Below are 22691 nucleotides of genomic sequence, written 5' to 3'. Positions count from 1 at the left end.
CACGGCCCGCGCGGTCCGGTGCCGGGCCCCGCGCGGCCTGCCGGCATCCGGCCACCCGCTCCAGTACCCGCTCGCGCAGTCCCGGTCCCGGCGCCGCCGCCACCGCCAGTCCCAGGCGGACCGCGGTGGCGCACAGCTCAGCCGTCTCCCGGGCGCACACCCGGCAGCCGGCCAGGTGGCGTTCGAACTCCTCGCGCTCGTCCTGCTCCAGGGCGTCCAGGGCGTAGGCGCCCGTCGCGCCGTGCGGATCGGTGGTCGTCACGCGCTCACTCCCCTGCGGTTCGGGCGCGGCCGTACACAACCGCCGCGCGGTCGGGACGGGCGCGTACGGCTTCCCCCTCTGGTCCGGTCCTCGCGACAGTTATCCGGTTCCCGCGGCGCCGCGGATTGGTCGGCGCGACCCACGATCGCGCATCGGCGAGACGGTGGTTGACAGTGATCCGGACGTCCGCACAGACTCTCCTCCATGAGTCCCGTGCGCCGGCAACCACTGCTGACCAGGGATCGGTGCGTCGACCTGCTCCAGGTGTCCAGCGCGCGCTGTTGACCGGACGGACACCCCTCCCGCGCCCGCTCGGCCGGTTCCCCGGGCGACCCCACCCGGCGGCTCCGGCCGTCCGCGCCCCACGCGCCTCGCCCTCACACGCCTCTCCTCGCGCGCACCGCGTGTGCCCACCGACGCCGGCCGCGCCACGACGACCTGCCCTCCCAGGAACAGCACAGCAACGACGGGAACCGACTGATGGCAGTCCTCGACACCCCGCACACGGCGGAGGCCGACCGCTACGAGAGGACGGAGTACCGCCGCGCCGGACGGTCCGGCCTCGACCTGCCCGCCTTCTCCTTCGGCCTGGGCATCACCCACTTCGACAACGCCAACCGCTACGGCCCGGTGTGCCGCTGCTGGTGCACCAGCCCAGGTACTCGGTCTTCGACCGCGGCCCGGAGCTGAACGGCCCCCTCGCGCAGGGACTCCTCACCGACGAGTACCTCACCGGAACGGTCCCCGAGGGAGCGCGGGCGGCCGACAGCGCGTTCCTGTCGCCCGACGTCATCGACGCCGACTACCGCGAACGGGAGGTCACCAGCGCGCTGATCGGGGCCAGTTCGCCCTGGCAGCTCGACCACAACGTCCGGGTGCTGGACTTCCCGCCGTTCACCGACGACGAGCCGGCCCTGATCGACAAGCACGGTGTGCACGGGGCCGCCGCCAAGGTCTGAGCGGCCCTCCCGGGCCGCGAACCGACCGCACATGGTTGCGCGGAACGGGAACATCGGATGTGATCGAGGCGTTGGAAGCGAAGAAGACCCGCGCGCGGCAGAGCCGCGCACCCGGCCGAGGGAGGTGACCGACGTGGCCCGCGCAGACCACGCCGTCCACCTGTACTCCCGCCCGCACATCGATCTGCACCGCGTGGCCGGCGCGCTCTGTCGCCGCTGACGCCGTACCTACCCGGCCGTCGGCCCGCCGCGCCCACCGCGCCCGTCACCACCGCACCCGCGCACCACCCGTGCCGCCGCGCACCGTGAGCGGGACCGACGCCTTTCCCCGCGGACCTCCGTCCGGACCCCCTTCCTCGGGTCCGGACGGACCGGCCGCCGGACCCCCGGGACCCCGGCCCACCCCCGGGCCCAGGTCCTTTCGGATCTCCAGGAAGGCACACCGTGTCCCCGAACCCACCGTCCTCACCCCTGCACCTGGCCGTCGCCCTGGACGGCACCGGCTGGCACCCCGCCTCCTGGCGCGAGCCGGCCGCCAGGCCCCGCGAACTGTTCACCGCCGGGTACTGGGCCGACCTGGTCGGCGAGGCCGAGCGCGGCCTGCTCGACTTCGTCACCCTGGAGGACGGCCTCGGCCCGCAGTCCTCGCACTTCCTGGACCCCGACGACCGCCGCGACCAGGTACGCGGCCGGCTCGACGCCGTCCTCACCGCTGCCCGCGTCGCTCCGCTGACCCGGCACATCGGCCTCGTACCGACCGTCGTCGCCACCCACACCGAGCCCTTCCACATCTCCAAGGCCATCGCCACCCTCGACTACGTGAGCACCGGCCGCGCGGGACTGCGGGTCCAGATCAGCGCCCGCCCCAACGAGGCGGCACACTTCGGACGGCGCACCGTCCCGCGCATCAGGGCCTACGACGACCCCGCCACCCGGGAACTCGTCACCGACCTGTTCGACGAGGCCGCCGACCACGTCGAGGTCGTACGGCGGCTCTGGGACAGCTGGGAGGACGACGCCGAGATCCGGGACGCGGCCACCGGCCGGTTCATCGACCGCGACAAGCTGCACTACATCGACTTCCACGGCCGGCACTTCAGCGTCAAGGGCCCCTCCATCACCCCGCGCCCGCCGCAGGGCCAGCCCCCGGTCACCGCCCTCGCCCACGACACCGTGCCCTACCGGCTGGTGGCCCGCGCCGCCGACGTCGGCTACGTCACCCCGCACGACACCGGCCAGGCCCGCGACATCGTCGCCGAGATCCGCCGCGAACAGCGGGCCGCCGGCCGGGCGGGAGAACCCCTGCACGTCTTCGCCGACCTCGTGGTGTTCCTCGACGACGACCCCGCCGAGGCCGCCGCCCGGCGCGACCGCCTCGACACCCTCGTGGGCGAGGAGTACGTCAGCGACGCCCGGATCTTCACCGGAAGCCCCACCCAACTCGCCGATCTGCTGCAGGAGTTCGCCGAGTCCGGACTGGCCGGCTTCCGGCTGCGTCCCGCCGTCGCGGGCCACGACCTCCCCGCCATCAGCCGGAAACTCGTCCCCGAACTCCAGCGCCGTGGCGTCTTCCGCCGCGCCTACGAGGCCGACACCCTGCGCGGCCTGCTCGGCCTGGACCGACCCGCCAACCGCTACGCCGCCGCCTGAGCACGAGGAGACCCCGCATCATGAGCCAGTCCGGCAAGCCCGTGAAGCAGATCCACCTGGCCGCCCACTTCCCCGGCGTCAACAACACCACCGTCTGGAGCGACCCCCGGGCCGGCAGCCACATCGAGTTCTCCTCCTTCGCCCACTTCGCACGCACCGCCGAACGCGCCAAGTTCGACTTCCTCTTCCTCGCCGAAGGGCTCAGGCTGCGCGAACAGGGCGGCGAGATCTACGACCTGGACGTCGTCGGCCGCCCCGACACCTTCACTGTGCTGGCCGCGCTCGCCGCCGTCACCGACCGGCTCGGCCTCACCGGCACCATCAACTCCACCTTCAACGAGCCCTACGAGGTGGCCCGCCAGTTCGCCAGCCTCGACCACCTCTCCGGCGGCCGGTCCGCGTGGAACGTCGTCACCTCCTGGGACGCCTTCACCGGCGAGAACTTCCGCCGCGGCGGCTTCCTGCCGCAGGAGGAGCGCTACTCCCGCGCCAAGGAGTTCCTCGCCACCGCGGGCGAGCTGTTCGACTCCTGGCACGGCGACGAGATCCTCGCCGACCAGGCCACCGGCGCCTTCCTGCGCGACGCGAAGGCCGGGGCGTTCGTGCACGAGGGCGGACACTTCGACATCCACGGCCGGTTCAACGTCCCCCGCAGCCCCCAGGGCCGGCCGGTGATCTTCCAGGCCGGCGACTCCGACGAGGGCCGCGAGTTCGCCGCCTCCAGCGCCGACGCCATCTTCAGCCGCTACGCCGCCCTCGACACCGGCCGCGCCTTCTACACCGACGTCAAGTCCCGGCTGGCCCGCCACGGCCGCCGCCCCGACCAGCTGCTCATCCTGCCGTCCGCCACCTTCGTGCTCGGCGACACCGACGCCGAGGCCCGCGAGAGTGCCCGGGAGGTGCGCCGGCAGCAGGTGAGCGGCGCCACCGCCCTCAAACAGCTGGAGTGGGTCTGGAACCGCGACCTCTCCGCCTACGACCCGGACGGCCCCCTCCCCGACATCGACCCGCTGGTCGGAGAGCACACCGTCGCCCGCGGCCGGGCCCAGGTCCGGATGTACCGCGACCCGCTGGCCACCGCACGGGAGTGGCGCGAGCTGGCCGCCGCCAACAAGTGGTCCATCCGCGACCTGGTCATCGAGAACGGCAACCGGCAGAACTTCGTCGGCACCCCGGCCACCGTCGCGCGCACGATCGACGAGTACGTCCAGGCCGACGCCGCCGACGGATTCATCCTCGTCCCGCACCTCACCCCCACCGGCCTCGACGAGTTCGCCGACAAGGTCGTCCCGCTCCTCCAGGAACGGGGTGTCTTCCGCACCGAGTACGAGGGCACCACCCTCCGCGACCACCTCGGCCTCGCCCACCCCGACCGGGCGGGCGAGCAGCGGGCCGCGTCATGAGGTTCCTCGCGATCACCCTGATCGCGCACCGCCCCGACCCCGCGACCGGCGTCCTCAAGCCCACCCACGACCGCTTCCGCGAAGTACTCGACAACGCGCTGCTCGCGGAGGAACTGGGCTTCGACGGCTTCGGGGTGGGGGAGCGGCACGAACGGCCGTTCATCTCGTCCTCCCCGACCGTCGTGCTCAGCCACATCGCCGCCCTGACCCGCCGCATCCGCCTCTTCACGGCGGTGACCACGCTCAGCCTGCTGGACCCGGTCCGCGCCTACGAGGACTACGCCACCCTCGACCACCTCTCCGGCGGCCGTCTCGAACTGATCATCGGCAAGGGCAACGGCAGCGCCCAGCGGGACCTGTTCCACGTCACCCCCGAGGACCAGTGGGACCGCAACGCCGAGAGCTATGAGGTGTTCCGGCGGCTCTGGCGGCAGGACAAGGTCACCGCCGACACCCGCTTCCGGCCGCCGCTGACCGACGCCGAGGTGTGGCCGCGGCCGTACCAGCGGCCTGTACGCGTCTGGCACGGCAGCGCGACCAGCGAGGAGTCGGTCGAGCTGGCCGCCCGCCACGGCGACCCGCTGTTCTCCGCGAACGTCACCCACCCCATCGAGCCCTACGCCGCACTGATCCGGCACTACCGCGAACGCTGGGAGCACCACGGCCACGACCCGGCGCGGATAGCCGTCGGCGCGGGCACCGCCGGCCTGTATGTGGCCCGCACCTCGCAGGAGGCCCTCGCCGCCTACCGGCCCGTCTTCGAGAGCAACCTGGCCTTCCAGCGGCGGACGGGCCTGCCCGTCGTCTTCGAGACCCTGGAGGACTTCGCCGACCGCAGCTCCGCGCTGATCGGCAGCCCGGAGCAGGTCATCGACAAGGTGCACCGCTACCACGAGCGATTCGGGCACACGGTCCTGCACCTGCACGCCGACGCGGGCGGCCTGTCCGACACCGCGCACCGCGACTCGCTGGAGCTGTTCCGGTCGGCCGTCGCGCCGGTGCTGCGCGCGGACATCCCCGACCCGCCGTTCGCCTGGGAGCCCGTGCGGCCCGACACGACCGGCACGTCAGGGACGCCCGGTTCCGCCACCCCCGACTCGCCCGACACCTCGGAGGCCCTCCGTGTCTGACATTCCCCTCGGCGTCCTGGACCTGGTCCCGGTCCCGTCCGGCGCCACCGCCGCCGACGCCCTGCGCAACTCCGTCGACCTCGCCCGGCGGACCGAGGAGTCCGGGTACGCCCGCTACTGGTTCGCCGAGCACCACCTCAACCCCGGGGTCGCGGGCACCTCCCCGGCGGTCGTCATCGCCCTGACGGCCGCCGCCACCTCCACCATCCGGCTCGGCTCCGGGGCGGTCCAGCTCGGCCACCGCACCGCGCTGAGCACGGTCGAGGAGTTCGGCCTCCTCGACGCGCTGTATCCCGGCCGCCTCGACCTCGGCCTCGGACGCTCGGGCGGCCGGCCGCCGGGCCGGCCGGCGACGGCCGCGCCGCCGACACCCCCGGTGTCCGACGGCAAGGCACCGAACGGCCTGCTGATCCCGCCCCGCTTCTCCGTCGAAGGGCTCCTCGGCTCGCCCCGGATCGCGCTCCAGCGCAAGCTGCTCCAGCTGCCCGGCGCCGAGTCCCAGGAGTACGCGGAGCAGATCGACGACATCCTGGCGCTGCTCGCGGGCACCTACCGCTCCCCGGAGGGCGTCGAGGCGCACGTGGTGCCGGGTGAGGGCGCCGACCTGGAGGTGTGGATCCTCGGCAGCAGCGGTGGGACGAGCGCCGAGGTCGCGGGCGCGCGCGGCCTGCGCTTCGCCTCCAACTACCACGTGGCCCCCAGCGGCGTACTGGAGGCGGTGGAGGGCTACCGGTCGTACTTCAAGCCCTCCGAGGTCCTCGACGAGCCGTACGTCAGCGTCTCCGCGGACGTCGTGGTCGCCGCCGACGACGCCACGGCCCGCGAACTCGCCACCGGCTACGGCCTGTGGGTGCGCAGCATCCGCACCGCCGAGGGCGCCGTCCCGTTCCCCACCCCCGACGAGGCACGGGCCCACGTCTGGAGCGACGCGGACCGCGAACTGGTGCGGGACCGCGTCGACACGCAGTTCGTGGGCTCCCCGGCCACGGTCGCCGACCGGCTGGAGCAGCTCCAGGAGGCCACCGGCGCCGACGAACTGCTCATCACGACCATCACCCACGACCACGCCGACCGCGTCCGCTCCTACGAACTGCTGGCCGGGGAGTGGCGGCGCCGGGGCCACTGGACGCCGCTCGGCTGAGCCCCGGCGGCACCGGGCGGCGCGTCGGCCGGCCCGCGGGGGAGATCAGCCGACGCGCCGGTCCCGGCCGGCGAGGAAGCCCGCCGCGAGCTGCGGCACCATCAGTACCGCCATGAGCAGCAGCGGCGCCGACCAGCCGCCGCTGTGCTCGGACAGGGCACCGACCACGATCGGTGCGGGCACGGACAGCAGGTAGCCGGTGGACTGGGCGAAGGCGGACAGCCGGACCACGGTCGGACCGTCCCGGCCGCGCAGCCCGATCACCACGGCGATGCCGCTCTGACCGCGCAGCCGCCCCGCCGGGGCACCCAGCGCGAACGAGAGCGGAACGCCGAGCACAGAGGTCACGGCGGACAGCAGCCCGGCCGCCGAGGCGGACAGCCCGGCGTCCCGGAGGATCTGCGGGAGCCAGCCGATGACGACGTACGCGGCGGTGGCCTGCAGCCCGGAGTGGACGGCGAGCGCCCAGGCGGTGGGATCGCGGGTGAGACGGACGGCGGAGGCGGCCCCCGAGGCGGGCGGGCCCGGCTCCGGAGCGCCCGCCGGTCCGGCCGAACGCGTCCTGGCCGGCGCTGCCCAGGACGGCAGCGCGAGCGCGGCCACCACGGCCCACACCCCGAGCCCGGTCCGCCAGTCGGTGCCGGACAGCCGGGCCACCGGGACGGTGACCGCCGCGGCGACCGACGCACCGGCGTTCAGCGCCATGGAGCAGAGGCCGGTCGTCGCGCCGACGCGCGTGGGGAAGCGCTGCTTGACCACCACCGGCAGCAGCACGTTGGTCACCGCGACACCGGCCGGCGTCAGCGTGCTGAGGGCGAGGAAGGGGCCGCTGCCCGGGGCGAGCGGGCGCAACGCCGGCCCGGCCACGAGGGCCGCCGTGCCCCACGCGACGACGGCGTCGGGCCCGCGCGGCCGCGCGAGCCGGGGCGCGACGGCCGGCGCTTAGTCGGAAGGCATCCCCGCATCGTACGCACGTGCCACGCGCCGCGGCCCGGTCGGACGGGGTCCCGCGGTCGCCCGGACGGAGTGTTCACGAGACCGCAACACCCGTTCCCACCATGCGGACGGAGACCGGGGCGACCTCGACAAACCACCGGCCGCACGGTAAGTCTCCCGGCATGAACCTCGCCCTCGTTCCGCGACGTGTCGCGGCCGTCGCCCTGCTCACCGTGGCCCTGGGCTGCGCCCCGCAGCCGGAGGACGACGACCCGGCAGCGAGCAGCCCCGGCTCCGCACAACAGGACTGCGCCGAAGGGGCGTTGAAGACCGAGACCGCCGGCAAGCTGACGATCGCCACCGACAAGCCCGCCTACGAACCGTGGTTCAAGGACGACGACCCCGCGGGCGGCGAGGGCTTCGAGGCGGCCACGGCCTACGCGGTCGCCGAGCGGCTCGGCTACGCCGCACAGGACGTCGTGTGGCAGACCGTCCCCTTCAACAAGGCGTTCGCCCCGGGGGAGAAGACCTTCGACTTCGACATCAACCAGGTGTCGATCAGCGAGGAGCGCGAGAAGGCCGTCGACTTCTCCTCCGGCTACTACGACGTGCGGCAGGCCGTCGTCGCGCTGAAGGACTCCCGGGCCGCGAAGGCCACGACCGTCGCCGGCCTGAAGGACGTCAAACTGGGCGCGCAGGTCGGCACGACCAGCCTCCAGTACATCGAGGACGTCGTCCGCCCCGAGCGGGACGCCGCCGTTTTCGCCAAGAACGACCAGGTCAAGTCCGCGCTGAAGAACGGCCAGGTCGACGCCGTCGTCGTCGACCTGCCGACCGCGTTCTACATCACCTCGGCCGAGGTGACGGACGCCGAGGTCGTCGGCCAGTTCGAGAACCGGGGCGGCACACCGGAGCAGTTCGGCCTCGTCCTGGACAAGGGCAGCGCCCTCACCGCCTGCGTGTCGGAAGCGGTGGACGCCCTGCGCGAGGACGGCACGCTGGCGAAGATCGAGAAGCGGTGGCTGTCCGACGCCGTCGACGCCCCGGTCCTGAAGTGACGGTGACGAAGGAGGCGGAACCCGGCCGCGACGACCCCTACGTCCCCTCGGAGCGACGCCTGGCCCGGGAGCGGCACCGGCGCGCCCGGAACCGCCGCGCCGCGCTGATCGCCACCCTGTCCACGCTGGCGACGGCCGTGGTGCTGTACCTGGTCGTCACCGGCGCGCCCGGCTGGCCCCGCACCCGGGAGACCTTCTTCGACCCGGGGTACGCCCGAGAGGCGCTGCCCCTCGTCCTCGAAGGGCTGTGGCTGAACGTCCGGCTGCTGCTGGTGTGCGGTGCGGCGGTCCTGGTCCTCGGCATGCTCATCGCCGTCGCCCGGACCCTGCCCGGCCCCGTCTTCTTCCCCGTACGCGCCCTGGCCGCCGCCTACACCGACTTCTTCCGGGGACTGCCGCTCATCATCAACCTGATGATCGTCGTCCTCGGCGTCCCCGCGCTGCGCCTGCAAGGGGTGACCGTCGACCCCGTCCTGCTCGGCGGCACCGCCCTCACCCTCACCTACGCGGCCTACGTCGCCGAGGTGTTCCGCGCGGGCATCGAGTCCGTCCACCCCTCGCAGCGGGCCGCCGCCCGCTCCCTCGGCCTCACCAACCGCCAGACACTGCGCCACGTGGTACTGCCGCAGGCGGTACGCCGCCAGGTGCCGCCGCTCCTCAACGACCTGGTGTCCCTGCAGAAGGACACCGGCCTGGTCTCCATCGGCGGCGCGGTGGACGCGGTGCGCGCCGCCGACATCATCGTGGGCCGCAGCCTCAACTACACCCCGTACATCGTGGCCGGGCTCGTCTTCGTCGCGCTGACCATCCCCATGACCCGCCTCACCGACTGGGTGACCGCGCGCATGGACCGCCGCCGGGCCCAGGGAGGCACACCATGACCCCCGTACTGCGCATGGAGAACGTCCGCAAGACGTTCGGGAGGAACGTGGTGCTGCGCGACGTGTCGCTGGAGGTCGCCCCGCACACGGTCACCGCGCTCATCGGCGCCTCCGGCTCCGGCAAGTCGACGCTGCTGCGCTGCGCCAACCTCCTGGAGGAGATCGACGACGGCGCGATCTGGCTGGACGACGAGGAGATCACCGATCCGCGGGCCGACCAGGACGCGGTACGGCGGCGCATCGGGGTGGTGTTCCAGGCGTACAACCTGTTCCCGCACATGACCGTCCTGGAGAACGTCATCCTCGCCCCGCGCCGGGTGCACGGCGTCCCCCGCGAGGAGGCCGAGCGGCGGGCACGCGACCTGCTCGACCGGCTCGGCCTCGGCGCCAAGGCCGGCGAGTACCCCGACCGGCTCAGCGGCGGTCAGCAGCAGCGGGCCGCGATCGTCCGCGCGCTGGCCGTACGGCCCCGGCTGCTCCTCCTGGACGAGATCACCGCGGCCCTCGACCCCGAACTCGTCGGCGAGGTCCTCGCCGTCGTCCGCGACCTGAAGGCCGACGGCATGACGATGGTGCTGGCCACCCACGAGATGGCCTTCGCCCGCGAGGTCGCCGACCAGGTGTGCTTCCTGCACAACGGCACCGTCGAGGAACAGGCCCCCGCCGAACAGCTCTTCACGGACCCGCGACGGGAACGCACGCGACGGTTCCTGCGGCGGGTCAGGGCCGGGGAGTGAGGTATCCGCCCATCGACCTGAAGTACTCCGTCGCCGGGAGTTCCTCGCCGGACTCCGTGCGGACGCGGGTGACGGCCAGGCCGTGGTTGCGGCCCGTGCGGGCGTCGGCGCCGGCGACGATGACCACGCCGTCGCCCTCGCGGTAGAAGACGCGGCCGGGGGTGCCGCCGTAGCGGGCCTCGGAGACGACGGCGGCGAGGATCTCCAGGCGCTTGCCCCGGTGATAGGTGAACGCGGGCGGGTACGGCGCCGACTGGGCGCGGACCAGCCGGTGCAGATCCTCGGCCGGCCAGTTCCAGTCGATGCGGATGTCGTCCTCGGCGCGCTTGTGGAAGAACGTCGCCTGTGAGCGGTCCTGCTTGGTGAACTCGGTCTGTCCGGAGGCGATCAGGTCGAGCGCGCCGATCGTCACCGGGGCGATGAGGTCCACGGTCCTGTGGAACAGGTCGGTCGCGGTGTCCGTCGGCCCGACGGCGACCGCCTGCTGGAGCACGATGTCACCGGCGTCGAGTTCCTCGTCCATCAGGTGGGCGGTGACCCCCACCTCCGGCTCGCCGTTGATGAGCGCCCAGATGATCGGCGAGAAGCCGGCGTACTTCGGCAGCAGCGAGTCGTGGACGTTGAGTGTGCCGTGCCGGGGCAGGCCGTAGACGCGCGGCGGGATCCACGTACGCCAGTTGTTGGCGACGATGATGTCCGGGTCGGCCTGCTTGAGGAGTTCGAGCAGTTCCTCGTCGTCGGGGCGGTTGCGGATGACGACCGGGACGCCGTGCGCCGCGGCGAGGTCGGCGACGGAGTCGCTCCAGATCTTCTCGTAGGCGTGCTCGCTCGCGGGATGTGTCACCACCGTCACCACGTCGTGTTCCGAGTCCAGGAGCGCCTGCAGTGTGCGATGCCCCCAGGTCTGGTAACCGAACATGACGACCCGCATGAAGTGTCCTCCTAGAGCGACGTGGATGGCGACAATTAGTAAAGCAAGGCTTACCTAACGGCACAATGGTGTGCCGGTCATGACGTGGCGGCGGCTCAGCTCTTCGCCGCGGCGCGCGTACGCGGCAGCCGCGTCGCCCCGACGGCGGCGAGGACGCCGAGACCCACCACCCACCAGAAGGTGTCGGCGAACGCCGCGGGCACGTCCTGGCCGCGGGCCGAGAGCCGGTCCTGGAGGACCACGGCGAGCGCCGCGGTACCGACCGAACCGCCCACGGTGTTCAGCAGGTTGAGCGCCGCCGACGCCCTCGGTATGCGCTCGGGCTCGATCCGGGTGTACACGATGTTCATCACCGGCGAGCTGATCATCGCCATCCCGAAGCCCCGCACCGCCAGCGCCCCCGCCGTCGCCAGGTCCGGCAGACCGTGGTGGAGCTGCGTGAACGGCACCGTGCCCGCGAGGACCAGCGCGATGCCCATGACCACCAGCGTCCGCGGGGCGGCGCCGTCTATGGTCCGGTTCACCAGCACCGTCCCCAGCGCCGCGCCCAGCCCCTGCGGGGCCAGCAGCAGCCCCGCCTCCCACGCCGACAGGCCGCGGCCCGTCTGGAAGTACAGCGGCAGCAGGAACATCGTGCCGAACACCGACGCGCCCAGCACCACCAACGCCAGCGCGGCGGCCCCGAACGGCGGCCGGGCGAACAGCCGCGGGTCGATCAACGGGGTGCGGCGGGTCCGCAGTCCGTGCACCGTGAAGCCCGCCAGCATCGCCACGCCCGCGACCACCCCCACCGCCGCGGTGACCGTGTCCCCGTCCGCGACCGCCGTCAGACCGAACACCAGGACCGCCAGGCCGGGGGAGAGCAGCGCGGCGCCCCGGACGTCGAACGGCGTGCGCCGCGCCGCCGGTGCCACCACCGGGACGTGCCGGCGGGCGAACAGCACCGCCGCCGCCCCGATCGGCAGGTTGACCAGGAACAGCCACTGCCACGACGCGACCGCGAGGAGCCCCCCGCCGGCCAGCGGCCCGAGCACCGGCGAGAGCAGCGGCACCACGGCGACGACACTGATCACCCGCCCGATGCGGGCGGGCCCGGCGATCCGGGCCAGCAGCGCCTGACCCGTCGGCGGCAGCAGGCCGCCGCCCAGGCCCTGGACCACCCGGAACACGATCAGACTCGTCGCCGACCAGGCCAGCGCGCACAGCGCCGAGCCGAGCAGGAACACGCCCACCGCGACCAGCCAGACCCGGCGCCCGCCGAAGCGGTCCGCGAGCCAGCCCGAGGCGGGCACCGCCGTCACCACGGCCAGCAGATAGGCGGTGCTCACCCACTGGATCTCGGCGACGGACGCCCCGAACTCCCCGGCGAGGGTGCCGATGCCGACGCTGACGATCGTGGCGTCGATGCCCGCCATGAACGTGCCGAGCACCAGGACGAACGCGACACGCATCAGCGGCGCGTCCACCCGCGCGGGCGGGGCCGGCACAGCGGCGTCCTTGGTCACGGCCGCTCCAGGAGATCGCCGATGTCGTCGTGCAGGTGGTCGCCCAGAGTGGCGAGCAGGGCGAGGAGTTCCTCGGCGAGGCCGTCCGCCGGCACCCCCGCGCGGGCCGCGAGGACGCCGGTCCAGGCGTCGCCGTCCGGCATGACCGTCAGGGTCACCGGATGGTGGGTCGCCTCCCGGAAGCGGGTGCCGACGACCCGGAGCCCCGGGGCCGGTTCGCGCAGCCGGTCAGGGTCGACCGGATAGTTCTCGAACACCACCAGGCTGTCGAAGAGCCGTCGCCGCCCGGTCAGCCGCTCCAGGTCCGCGAGGGCCACGTGGTGGTGGTCGACCAGCGCCCGCTGGCCGGCCTGCAGCGCGGCGAGGGCGTCGGCGAGCGTGCCGGTCAGCCGGGCCCGCACGGGCACCGTGTTGGCCAGCAGCCCGATGATCTCCTCGACGCCCGGCAGCTCCGGTGGCCGGCAGGCGACCATCGCGCCGAAGCAGACGTCCGCGCGGCCGGAACGCCGCGCGAGCAGCACCGCCCAGGCACCCTGCACCAGGGTGTTCCGGGTCAGGCCGTGGAGCGCGGCGAGCCGCGTCAGCTCCGCCACCAGCGGCGCCCCGACCGTGAAGACCGTCGGCTCCTGCCAGGCGGGGCCCGGATCGGCGTCGGCGGCGCTCAGGAAGTGGCCCTCGGGGAGACCCGCCAACTCGGCCTTCCACAGGTCGAGGTCGGGCTCGTTCGCCGCCCGCCAGCGCAGGTAGTCGGCGAACGGCACGGGCGCGGGCAGCTCCGGCGCCGTGCCCCGCAGCCGCGCCGTGTACAGCGCGAACAGCTCGCCGAGGATGCGGGGCGCCGACCAGCCGTCGGACAGGACGTGATGGGTCGTCAGCACGAGGTCGGCGCGGTCCGGGCCGTGCCGGATCACCATCAGCCGGACGAGCGGCCCCTCGGCCAGGTCGAACGGCTCGGCGAGATCGGCGGCGAGCACCTCGTCCGCGGGTCCGTCCGGCCCCGTGGCCTCCGGCCCGTCCACCACCCGGAACTCCGGCCGCGGTGACTCGGGGATCACCGCCAGGTCCGCGGGGAACACCGCGCCCAGATTCGGATGCCGGGCCAGCAGATCCTCCCCGGCGGCGCGCAGCGCCCCGGTGTCCACCGGGCCCGCCAGGGAGAACACCGACTGCACGGTGTACGGGTCGGGCCGCTCCGCGCGGGAGTGCCGCACCATCACCTCCTGGAGCGGAGTGAGCGGCTGCACCTCGGCGACCGGCCGGTCCGCGCCGAGGACGCCGATCTCCGGCGCCGCGATCCCCAGCAGCGCGGACCGCAGATGCCCGGCCAGCTCCTCGATCGCGGCGGCCGTGAACAGACCGCCCGGCCAGGTGATCCGCACCCCGAGCCGGTCGTCGCGGACCAGGGCGTTGACCATCAGCGCGTACGGCAGCGGCAGCGCCTGAGACCCGCCGGAGCCCAGCGGATCGGCGTCCGCCGGCGGCTGCCACGGCGCCTCCTCGGCCGGGGCGCCGGGGAACCGGCCCAGGTAGTTCCAGGACACCTCGGGCACGACCGGGTCCAGCAGACCGGCCGCGGTGAGGATGCCGTACCCGAGGCCGTCCCCCTGGGCGCGGAGCCGTTCGCCCACCGCCCGCGGGTCGTCCCCGGCGTCGAGCAGCACGGGGTGGACGGCGGTGAACCAGCCGACGGTCTGCGAGAGGTCGACCTGCGGCGGACGCCCGTGGCTCTCCAGCGCCACCAGCAGCCGCGGCGCACCGCGCCAGGCCCGTACCGCCCGAGCCAGCGCCGCGAGCAGCACCGCGTCCGGCGTGGAGCGCAGCACCGCGGGCAGGGTCGTGACCAGCGCCCGGGTGGCGTCCGCGGGCAGGTGGAACTCGTGGTGCGCCGAGGTGGCCACGGTGTCCCGGGCCGGGTCGAGCGGCCGGTCCGCCAGGGTCCCGGTGGCCGTCGTCCGCCGCCAGTGCGGCAGTTCGTCCCGCCGGTCGGCCTCGCGCAGCGACCGCGCCCAGCCGAGGAAGGACTGCCCGTGCCGGACCGGCGTACCGCCCTCGTGGACGTGCCGGACGTCGTCCAGCAGCACCCGCCAGGACACGCCGTCGACGACGAGGTGATGGGCGATCAGGACCAGCCGCCCCGGCACCGAGGGCCCGGCGTCCACCCACAGCGCCCGCAGCAGCGGACCGGTGCGCGGGTCCATCGCGTCGCGCGCCGCGGCCGTCCACGCGTCGACCAGCGACCGGACGTCGCCCGACGCCGCGACGGCCGTCAGGACGTCCGCGCCCGTCACCGCGCCCACCGGCGGCACGCGCAGCACGTCACCGGCGAGGTGGGCCCGCAGCACGTCGTGGCGGGCCAGGACGGCGTCCAGTACGGACCGCCACCGCTCCTCGTCACCGCCCGGCGGGACGACGACCTCCACCCACTGGCAGAAGCCGTCGGCGGCGGTACCCGCCCGGTCCAGCAGCTCCCGCATGACCGGGGTCAGCGGCGCGTCGCCGACCGCGGGCGCGTCGCCGTCGTCCAGCGTCCGGGCGCGGGCCGCGATCCCGGCGACCGTCTCGCCCTCGAACACGTCCCGCGCGCTCAGCCCGAGCCCCTCGCGCCGGGCCCGCGACACCACCTGGAGGGAGACGATGCTGTCCCCGCCGATGGCGAAGAAGTCGTCGTCGGGCCCGATGTCGTCACTGCCGAGAATGGCGCGGAACACGCCCAGCAGCACCGCCTCCGCCTCGGTGGCGGGCTCCCGCCGACGGGCCGTCAGCGCCTCGGGCGCGGGCAGCGCGGCGGCGTCCAGCTTCCCGCTGGGGCTCAGCGGCAGCCGGTCCAGCTCCACCAGAGCGGTCGGCACCATGTGGTCGGGCAGCCGCTCACCCAGGTACGCCCGGACCGCCGCGGGGTCCGGCCGGGCACCGTCGGTGGGGATGACGTAGCCGACCAGCCTGCCCTCGCGCACGATCACCGCGCAGGCGCGCACGTCGGGGTGGCCGGTCAGGGCCGACTCGATCTCGCCCAGCTCCACGCGGAAGCCGCGGATCTTCACCTGGTGGTCGGCGCGGCCGAGGAACACCAGCTGTCCGTCGGGCCGCCAGCGCACCAGGTCGCCCGTGCGGTACATCCGCGTACCCGGCTCGCCGAACGGGTCGGCCGTGAACGCGGCGGCGGTCAGCCCCGGCCGGCCGAGGTAGCCGCGGGCGAGGCTCGGCCCCGCGAGGTACAGCTCGCCCGTCACCCCGGTGCCGACCGGGTGCAGGCCGCCGTCCAGGACGTAGGCGCGGACGTTCGGGTCGGGCCGGCCGATCGGCAGCGGGCCGGTGTCGTCCGGGTCGTAGTGCCAGGTCACGGAGTTGATGGTGACCTCGGTCGGGCCGTACGCGTTGAAGAGCGCCCGGCGGCCGGTGCCCCAGCGGCGGGCCAGTTCGGGGTCGAGGCGTTCGGCGCCGACGACGAAGAACACGTCGGGGTCGACGGTGCGGTCGTCGGGCATCGCGGCGAGGAAGGACGGCAGCAGGTTCACGCCCGTCACCCGGTGCTCGACGATGTAGTCGAGGAGTTCGTCACCGGGGACCCGCACCTCCTCCGGGGCGATGACGGACGTACCGCCGGAGAGCAGCGGCACCATCGTCTGCCAGAACGCCACGTCGAAGCCGGTCGACGCGAAGTGCAGGTAGCGGTCGTGCTCGGTGACCCCGACGACCTCCTCCTGGAGCGCGATCAGGTCCGGCACGCCGCGGTGGGTGACGCCGACGCCCTTGGGCCGTCCGGTGGTGCCGGAGGTGTAGATGACGTACGCCAGCGCGTCCTCGGTGAGCCGGTCCCGCGCCTCGGCCGGGTCGGTGCCGGGCAGCCCGTCGAGCGTCGCCGGGTCGTCCAGCCGCAGTACGGGGATGTCCCGCGCGGCGGGCAGATCGGCGCCGGTGGTGACGGCGGCGGCCGGGGCGAGGTCGTCGAGCATGAACGCCAGCCGGTCACGGGGGTGGCTCGGGTCCAGCGGCACGTACACCGCGCCCGCCTTCACCACGCCGAACAGCGCCACCGTCATCTCGATGTCCCGGCCCAGCAGCACCGCGACGGGCTCCTGCGGCCGTACGCCCCGCCGGATCAGCGCGTGCGCGAGCCGGTTGGCCTCCCGGTCCAGCTCCGCGTAGGTGAGGGAGCGGTCCCGGCAGACGAGGGCCTCCGCGTCGGGCTTGCGGCGCACCCAGGCGGCGAACTCCGCCAGCCAGGGCCCGCGTCGCTTCGCCGGGACGACCTCCGTGCCGGTACGCAGCATCCGCTCCCGCTCGGCCCCGTCGAGCAGCGGCAGCGCGAGCGCCGGCCGGTCGGGGTCGTCGACGATTCCGTGCAGCAGGCGGTGCAGCCAGCGGCCGTAGCCGCGGACCGTCTCCTCGGTGAACGCGCGCGGCTGGTAACCCAGTCCGATCGTGATCCCGTCCCCGGGCAGGACGATGACCGTCAGCGCGTAGTGCGTGGCGTCGGTGATGTCCACCCCGGCCAGGTCCAGGCCCGGGGCGAAGGGGGTGCGGTCGCGGCTGGAGAGCGGGAAGTTCTCCATGACCAGCATGGTGTCGAACAGGTCGCCGGCGCCCGCCGCCCGCTGGATCTCGGGCAGGCCCACGTAGTGGTGGTCGGCGAGCGCGACGCTCTCGGCGTGCACCCGCTCCAGCAGCTCCCCCACCGACCCGTCCTGGGTGTGCCGCACCCGTACGGGGATGGTGGTGCCGAGCTGGCCGATCATCGACTCCACGCCGTCGACCTCGGCGGGCCGGCCGGAGACCGGGCAGCCGAAGACCACGTCGCGGCGGCCGGTGAGCCGGCCGAGGAGCAGGCCCCAGGCCGTCTGGAGCACCGTGGTCAGGGTGACGCCCCGCTCACGGGCGAAGGCGCGCAGCCGGTCGCTGAACTCCCGGCCCAGCTCGACCGCGACCCGCTCGGGCCGCTCCACGCCGCTGCCCGTGCTCGCCGGGGCCAGCCGCGTCGAGCCGTCGACACCGGACAGGACCTCGCGCCACGCCGCCAGGGACGCCGCGCGGTCACGGCCGTCCAGCCACCGGTAGTACGCGGTGACGTCGGCGGCCGGCGGGACCTGCGGGCCGCCGCCCAGCTCGGCGTAGATGCCCAGCAGGGCGCGGCCGACCAGCGGCATGGACCAGCCGTCGAGCAGCGCGTGGTGATTGGTGATCACCAGCTTGTGCGCGGCCGGGCCGGTACGGCAGAGCAGGAACCGGATCAGCGGGGGAGCGACCGGGTCGAAGGGCCGCGCCAGCTCCTCCCGGGCGGCCTCCGGGAACCGGTCGTCGTGCCGCCACTCCAGGGTCACCTCGCCCGGCACCACCTGCACCACGTCGTCCCCGGCCTGGGCCAGGTGGACGCGGAGCGAGGGCGTGCGGCGCAGCAGCTCCCGCGCGGCCTCGGCCATCCGGCCGGGGTCCAGTTCGCCCTCCAGGGTCGTCACGGCCTGGACGACGTAGACGTCCGCGTCGGCGTCCGTCGCGTCGCGGAGCAGCGTGTGGAAGGAGAGCCCGACCTGGAGGGGCGTCGCGGGCCACACGTCCTCGATCCGGCCCGAGCGCTCCAGGGCGTGGATCGTGTCCTGGTCGACGCGGACCAGCGGCAGGTCCGACGGGGTCAGCCCGCCGACGGCGGTACGGGCGTGCTCGGCCAGCGCGTCCAGCGCCGCCGCCCAGTGACCCTGGAGGGCGGTCAGCGCGTCGGCGCCGACCACCTCGCCCGCGGCCGTCCACTCGACGGCCAGGCGCGGCGCGCCCTCCTCGTGCACGAAGCAGTTGAGGGCCAGCAGCTGCTCCAGCGCCTTCGCGTCCGGCTCGTGCACCGAGAAGGCGTCCCGCTCCGGCAGCAGCCACCCGCCGTCGGGCGGCGGCGCGAACCGGCCCAGGTAGTTCAGCAGCACGTCCGGCGGCGGTACGGCGGCCAGCCCGGCGCCCGCCTCCGCGTCCAGGTGGCGCAGCACGCCGTAGCCGATGCCGGCGCCCGGCACCCCCCGCTTGGCCTCCTTCGCCGCGCGGAGCACGTCCGCGACGTCCCCGGACGCCGGTACGCGCACCGGGTACTCGCTGGTGAACCAGCCGACCGTACGGGACAGGTCCAGGTCCTCCCGGCCGTGCCCCTCCAGGGTGACGGTCACCGCGTCGCCGCCCGCGCCCCAGCTCCGCAGCGTCAGGACGAGCGCCGCGAGCAGCACCTCGTCGACGCCCGCGCGGTAGGCCGCCGGAAGCGTGGTCAGCAGCGCCTCGGTGACGTCCGGGGAGGCGACGGTCAGCGACCGGTGGGCGGTGGCGACCGTGTCCCGGGTCTGGTCCAGGGGGCGGGCGCCGACACGGGTGGCCGAGTCCAGCGCGGCCCGCCAGTAGGGGAGTTCGGTCCGGTGGGCGCCGGACGTGCCGCGTTCCGCGAGGAGCAGCGCGTGCCGCCGCCAGGACGCGCCGGTGCGGGTGAGGACACCGCCCGCGCAGGCCGTGTGCAGGTCGGGCAGGAGGACACGCCAGGACACGCCGTCCATGGCGAGGTGGTGCACGACCAGGACGAGCCGGTCCGGCCCGTCGTCGCCCGCGCGGACGAGCGCGGCCCGTACCAGGTCTCCGGCGCACGGGTCGAGTCCGTCCGCCAGGCGCCGGGCCACCGTCGCCGCGTCCGTACCGTGCTCCTCGGTGACGACGGCCCGGACCGACCCGGCGGGCCGCACGTCCAGAACGCCCGAGGCACCGACGCGCAGACGCAGCGCGTCGTGCCGCTCCAGCACCGCGCGCACCCCCGTGACCAGGTCGCCGTGGGCGAGTCCGGTCACCCGCAGCGCCGTCCACTGGGCGTACCCCGCGACGGCGCCGACGTCCCGGTGCGCGTCGAGCAGGGCGCGCACGATCGGCGGCGCGGGCACCGGACCCGTCGGGTCGTCGGCCGCCTCCCCTTCCTCGGCCGCCACCTGCTCGGCGGAGGCGGCCAGGGAGGCGAAGCTGCGGCGGGCCAGCAGGTCCCGGGGCCGCAGCTCCAGACCCCGGGCGCGCAGCCTGCTGCTGACGGTGATCGCGCTGATGCTGTCCCCGCCGAGCGAGAAGAAGTCGTCGTCGGCACCGACGCGGTCCACCTCGAACACCTCGGCGACGGCGGCACACAGCAGCCGCTCCCGCTCGGTGACCGGCTCCCGGCTGCCCCCGGCGACGGCGGGCGCGGGCAGCGCGGCCCGGTCCAGCTTCCCGTTGGGAGTGAGCGGCAGGGCGTCGAGCACGACGACGACGGCGGGCACGAGGTGGTCGGGCAGGAGCCCGGACAGATGGGCACGGACCTCGTCCCCGCTGAGACCGAGGCCCTCGCCGCCCGGCCCTTCGACGCCGTTCGCCGGGGTGCCGGGGGAACCGGGACCGTCCGCCGTGGACGTGGACGTGGACGTGGACGTGGACGTCGGGATCACGTACCCGATCAGCCGCCCCGCCCGGACGGCGGCGGCCGCCGCCGCCACCCCCGGTGCCGTCGCGAGCGCGGCCTCCACCTCGCCCGTCTCCACCCGGTGACCCCGGATCTTCACCTGTCCGTCGGCCCGGCCGAGGTAGTCGAGGCCGCGGTCCGGGACCCACCGGGCCAGGTCGCCCGTGCGGTACATGCGGGCGCCGGGCGGGCCGTACGGATCGGCGACGAAGCGGTCGGCGGTCGCGCCGGGGCGGTCCAGGTAGCCGCGGGCCAGGTGCGGGCCCGCCAGGTACAGCTCGCCCACCGTCCCCGCCGGCACCGGGTGCAGGGCGGCGTCCAGGACGTAGGCCCGGGTGCCCGCGAGGGGCAGGCCGATCGTCGGCTCCTCGCCGGTGACGGCCGCGGCCGTGGAGTCGACGGTCGCCTCGGTCGGCCCGTACATGTTCCGGGCGGTGATCCCGGACTCGGCGACCCGCCGCCACAGCGCGGCCGGGGTGGCCTCCCCGCCGAGCACCAGCAGCGTCGGCCGCAGCTCCAGCAGCCCGCCGTCGACCAGCGGCGCCGCCATCGACGGCGTGGTGTCGACGACGTCGATGCCGTCCCGGGCGTACGCGGCGAGCAGCGCGTCGGCGTCGCGGGCCGTCTCGGCGTCGTAGACGTGGAGTTCGTGCCCGCACAGCAGCCACACCAGGTGGTCGAAGGCGGAGTCGAACGCGAAGGAGTACGTGTGCGCGACGCGCAGCCGCCGCCCGGCGGAGCGCTCGGCCTCCGCGACGACCGTGTTCCGCTGGTGGTGCAGGAGCGCGGCAAGACCCCCGGCCCGGCCGAGCACGCCCTTGGGCCGGCCCGTCGAACCGGAGGTGTGGATGACGTAGGCGAGATGCTCGGGATGGCGGGGCGCCGCGAGGTCGGAAACCGCGAGCGGCTCCCCGGTCAGCGCCTTCGCCTCGCCGAGCAGCACCTCCAGGTCCACACCGCCGACCGTGCCGTCCGTCACCACCAGCGCCGGACGGGCGTCGTCGATCAGCGCGCGCAGCCGCTCCGGCGGATGGGCGACGTCCAGCGGCAGGAACGCGGCACCCGCGTCCAGCACCGCCAGCAGCGCCACCACCAGGTCGGCGGAGCGGGGCAGGGCCAGCGCCACGACGTCGTCCGGTCCGACCCCGCGGGCCCGCAGCGCGCGGGCCAGCCGGTGCACCCGGTCCGCCAGTTCCTCCGCCGTCAGCCGGTCGTCGCCGCAGACCAGAGCCGTACGCCCCGGCGCGGCGGCGATCATCGCGTCGAACGCCGCCGGCACGTCGAGCGGCGCGCCGGGCAGCGGGCCGGGCCGCCACCGGTCCGGCATCCCGGCCGGGTCCAGCGGCACCCCGCCCACCGGCAGTCCGTCGAGCAGCCCGGCCAGCAGCGCCCGCAGCGCGGTCAGTCTGGCGTCGACGGCGGCCTGGTCGTTGCTCCGGGAGTCCACCTCGAAGCCGAGGTACAGCCCGCCGTCGGGCGCGGGCAGCACGCTCAGTCCCATGTCCTCCGGCGGCCCCCCGGCGACGTTGCGCATCACGCCGCGCGCCCCGGCGAAGTCCAGCGCCAGGTCGAACGCCTTGAGGTTGATGCCCCGTCCGTGCAGCAGCGCGCCCGCGCCCGGCACCGCGAGGTCCCGGGGCAGGTCCTCGCCCCGGTACCGCTGGTGCGCCCGGACCTCCTTGAGGATTCCGGCGACCCGCCGGGTCAGCTCCCCGAAGCCGTCGGAGCCCCGGACGGACACCCGCAGCGGCAGCACGTTGACCGCCATCGCCGGGGTGCGCAGCTCCACCGGCTCCGTACGGCACATCAGCGGCAGCGCGAACACCACGTCGTCGCGGCCCAGCATCCGCTGGAGGAACGCGGCGTAACAGGCGATCAGCGCCTCGCCCCAGGTGACACCCTCCCGGTCGGCGAAGGCCTTCAGCCGGGCCGTGTCCCCGGCCGTCAGCTCCGCGCGGGCGGTCAGGGCCGGTCCGGGCGGCCCGACGGCGGCCGGCGCGTCGCCCACGTCGGGCAGCGGTGTGAACCGGTCCACCCAGTACGCGCGGTCCTCCGCCGCCCGTTCGCTCTCCCGGTAGGCCCGGTCGGCGGCGACCAGCCCCTCGATCGTCCCGAACGTGGAGCGCGGCGGCTCGGCCCCCCGCACCAGCGCGGTGTAGCGCGCGGCGGTGCGGCGGGCCAGCATCGCCCCGCTGTACCCGTCGATGACCAGATGGTGGCCCATCTGCGTGTACCAGACCTCACGGTCCGACACCCGGATGACGACCGGCGAGTACAGCGGCCGGTCCACCATCGCCTGGCACACGACGGCCGCCCGGTCCCGTTCGGCCGCGACCAGCGCCGCGGCGGCCGCGGCGGGATCGGCCCCGCCGGTCAGATCGATGATCTCCGGCAGCTCCACCGGCGTGTCGCTCACCCGCTGCCGCGGCCCCTCCGGCGTGTCGTACACCCGCAGCCGGAGGCTCTCGGCCTCCTCGTTGACCGCGCGGACGGCCTCCGCCAGCGCGTGCGCGTCCACCGGCCCGTCGCCGCGGATCTCCACCACGTCGCCGACCACGTAGTACGGGGAGTCCGGCTCCAGGCGTTGCGCGTTCCAGATGCCCGCCTGTGCGCCGGTCAGCGGGAGCAGACGGTCCGAGGGGACGCGTGAGGGGGTCAAC

Annotated in this window: 15 protein-coding genes; 10 read left to right on the top strand and 5 right to left on the bottom strand. The window is 74.6% G+C overall.

The annotated features are described in order from the left end of the window. Window positions 1-262 (bottom strand): zf-HC2 domain-containing protein (locus UW392_RS06020; RefSeq protein WP_320773817.1); only part of this gene is annotated, 262 nt, incomplete at its 3' end. A gap of 480 nt (window positions 263-742) precedes the next feature. Between UW392_RS06020 and UW392_RS06015 the strand changes: the two genes are divergently transcribed. The 7 genes from UW392_RS06015 (at window position 743) to UW392_RS05990 (ending at window position 6545) form a co-directional block, all read left to right on the top strand. Next, on the top strand, window positions 743-952 hold the full coding sequence (locus UW392_RS06015; protein WP_320773816.1) for a hypothetical protein: 210 nt from the start codon (window positions 743-745) through the stop codon (window positions 950-952). Then, window positions 907-1221 (top strand): hypothetical protein, encoded by a 315-nt coding sequence (locus UW392_RS06010; protein WP_320773815.1) that lies wholly within the window; start codon window positions 907-909, stop codon window positions 1219-1221. The genes UW392_RS06015 and UW392_RS06010 overlap by 46 nt, the downstream gene beginning before the upstream one ends. Window positions 1222-1252: 31 nt before the next feature. Next, window positions 1253-1441 (top strand): putative leader peptide, encoded by a 189-nt coding sequence (locus UW392_RS66920; protein WP_414495647.1) that lies wholly within the window; start codon window positions 1253-1255, stop codon window positions 1439-1441. 224 nt (window positions 1442-1665) lie between these two features. After that, window positions 1666-2871, top strand: coding sequence for an LLM class flavin-dependent oxidoreductase (locus UW392_RS06005; protein WP_320773814.1), 1206 nt, complete (start codon window positions 1666-1668; stop codon window positions 2869-2871). Window positions 2872-2891: 20 nt separating this feature from the next. Then, window positions 2892-4274 carry an NtaA/DmoA family FMN-dependent monooxygenase gene (locus tag UW392_RS06000; RefSeq protein ID WP_320773813.1) on the top strand — a complete coding sequence of 461 codons (1383 nt, stop codon included), beginning with the start codon at window positions 2892-2894 and terminating at the stop codon, window positions 4272-4274. Further along, window positions 4271-5404 (top strand): LLM class flavin-dependent oxidoreductase, encoded by a 1134-nt coding sequence (locus UW392_RS05995; protein WP_320773812.1) that lies wholly within the window; start codon window positions 4271-4273, stop codon window positions 5402-5404. Before UW392_RS06000 ends, UW392_RS05995 begins: the two co-directional genes overlap by 4 nt. Beyond that, a complete protein-coding gene (locus tag UW392_RS05990) occupies window positions 5397-6545 on the top strand; it encodes an LLM class flavin-dependent oxidoreductase (RefSeq protein ID WP_320773811.1) in 1149 nt (382 codons plus the stop codon). The genes UW392_RS05995 and UW392_RS05990 overlap by 8 nt, the downstream gene beginning before the upstream one ends. A gap of 45 nt (window positions 6546-6590) precedes the next feature. Here UW392_RS05990 and UW392_RS05985 read toward each other — a convergent pair whose 3' ends face one another. Beyond that, window positions 6591-7412: a hypothetical protein gene (locus UW392_RS05985; RefSeq protein WP_320773810.1), complete on the bottom strand. Its 822-nt coding sequence runs from the start codon at window positions 7410-7412 to the stop codon at window positions 6591-6593. A gap of 251 nt (window positions 7413-7663) precedes the next feature. Here UW392_RS05985 and UW392_RS05980 point away from each other — a divergent pair, with 251 nt between their 5' ends. Genes UW392_RS05980 through UW392_RS05970 form a run of 3 tightly spaced genes read left to right on the top strand, consistent with a single transcriptional unit; the run spans window position 7664 to window position 10157 of the window. Then, complete coding sequence (locus UW392_RS05980; protein ID WP_320773809.1) at window positions 7664-8539, top strand: ABC transporter substrate-binding protein; 876 nt, start codon at window positions 7664-7666, stop codon at window positions 8537-8539. Next, a complete protein-coding gene (locus UW392_RS05975) occupies window positions 8536-9420 on the top strand; it encodes an amino acid ABC transporter permease (protein WP_320773808.1) in 885 nt (294 codons plus the stop codon). Before UW392_RS05980 ends, UW392_RS05975 begins: the two co-directional genes overlap by 4 nt. Beyond that, window positions 9417-10157, top strand: a complete 741-nt coding sequence (locus UW392_RS05970; RefSeq protein WP_320773807.1) for an amino acid ABC transporter ATP-binding protein — start codon at window positions 9417-9419, stop codon at window positions 10155-10157. The genes UW392_RS05975 and UW392_RS05970 overlap by 4 nt, the downstream gene beginning before the upstream one ends. Here the strand turns inward: UW392_RS05970 and UW392_RS05965 are convergent. The 3 genes from UW392_RS05965 to UW392_RS05955 form a co-directional block, all read right to left on the bottom strand. Then, the gene (locus tag UW392_RS05965) at window positions 10141-11088 is read right to left on the bottom strand and encodes a methionyl-tRNA formyltransferase (protein ID WP_320773806.1); all 948 of its coding nucleotides are present in this window, start codon (window positions 11086-11088) and stop codon (window positions 10141-10143) included. The two genes, UW392_RS05970 and UW392_RS05965, sit on opposite strands and share 17 nt — an antisense overlap. A 95-nt stretch (window positions 11089-11183) precedes the next feature. After that, the gene (locus UW392_RS05960) at window positions 11184-12539 is read right to left on the bottom strand and encodes a DHA2 family efflux MFS transporter permease subunit (RefSeq protein WP_320773819.1); all 1356 of its coding nucleotides are present in this window, start codon (window positions 12537-12539) and stop codon (window positions 11184-11186) included. Between the two features lie 50 nt (window positions 12540-12589). Beyond that, entirely contained in the window at window positions 12590-22690 is a 10101-nt protein-coding gene (locus UW392_RS05955; RefSeq protein WP_320773805.1) for a non-ribosomal peptide synthetase, read from the bottom strand. Between the last annotated feature and the right edge of the window lies 1 nt (window position 22691).

The organism is Streptomyces sp. CRN 30 (genome assembly GCF_034105845.1).
This window is presented reverse-complemented; position numbering and strand designations above follow the sequence as displayed.

What these genes read in the sequence shown, in the direction of transcription:
- UW392_RS06015 (WP_320773816.1), top strand. Translation starts at nt 743, where the DNA reads ATGGCAGTCCTCGACACCCCGCACACGGCGGAGGCCGACCGCTACGAG.
- UW392_RS66920 (WP_414495647.1), top strand. Translation starts at nt 1,253, where the DNA reads ATGGTTGCGCGGAACGGGAACATCGGATGTGATCGAGGCGTTGGAAGC.
- UW392_RS06000 (WP_320773813.1), top strand. Translation starts at nt 2,892, where the DNA reads ATGAGCCAGTCCGGCAAGCCCGTGAAGCAGATCCACCTGGCCGCCCAC.
- UW392_RS05995 (WP_320773812.1), top strand. Translation starts at nt 4,271, where the DNA reads ATGAGGTTCCTCGCGATCACCCTGATCGCGCACCGCCCCGACCCCGCG.
- UW392_RS05980 (WP_320773809.1), top strand. Translation starts at nt 7,664, where the DNA reads ATGAACCTCGCCCTCGTTCCGCGACGTGTCGCGGCCGTCGCCCTGCTC.
- UW392_RS05970 (WP_320773807.1), top strand. Translation starts at nt 9,417, where the DNA reads ATGACCCCCGTACTGCGCATGGAGAACGTCCGCAAGACGTTCGGGAGG.
- UW392_RS05965 (WP_320773806.1), bottom strand. Translation starts at nt 11,088, where the DNA reads ATGCGGGTCGTCATGTTCGGTTACCAGACCTGGGGGCATCGCACACTG.
- UW392_RS05960 (WP_320773819.1), bottom strand. Translation starts at nt 12,539, where the DNA reads ATGCGTGTCGCGTTCGTCCTGGTGCTCGGCACGTTCATGGCGGGCATC.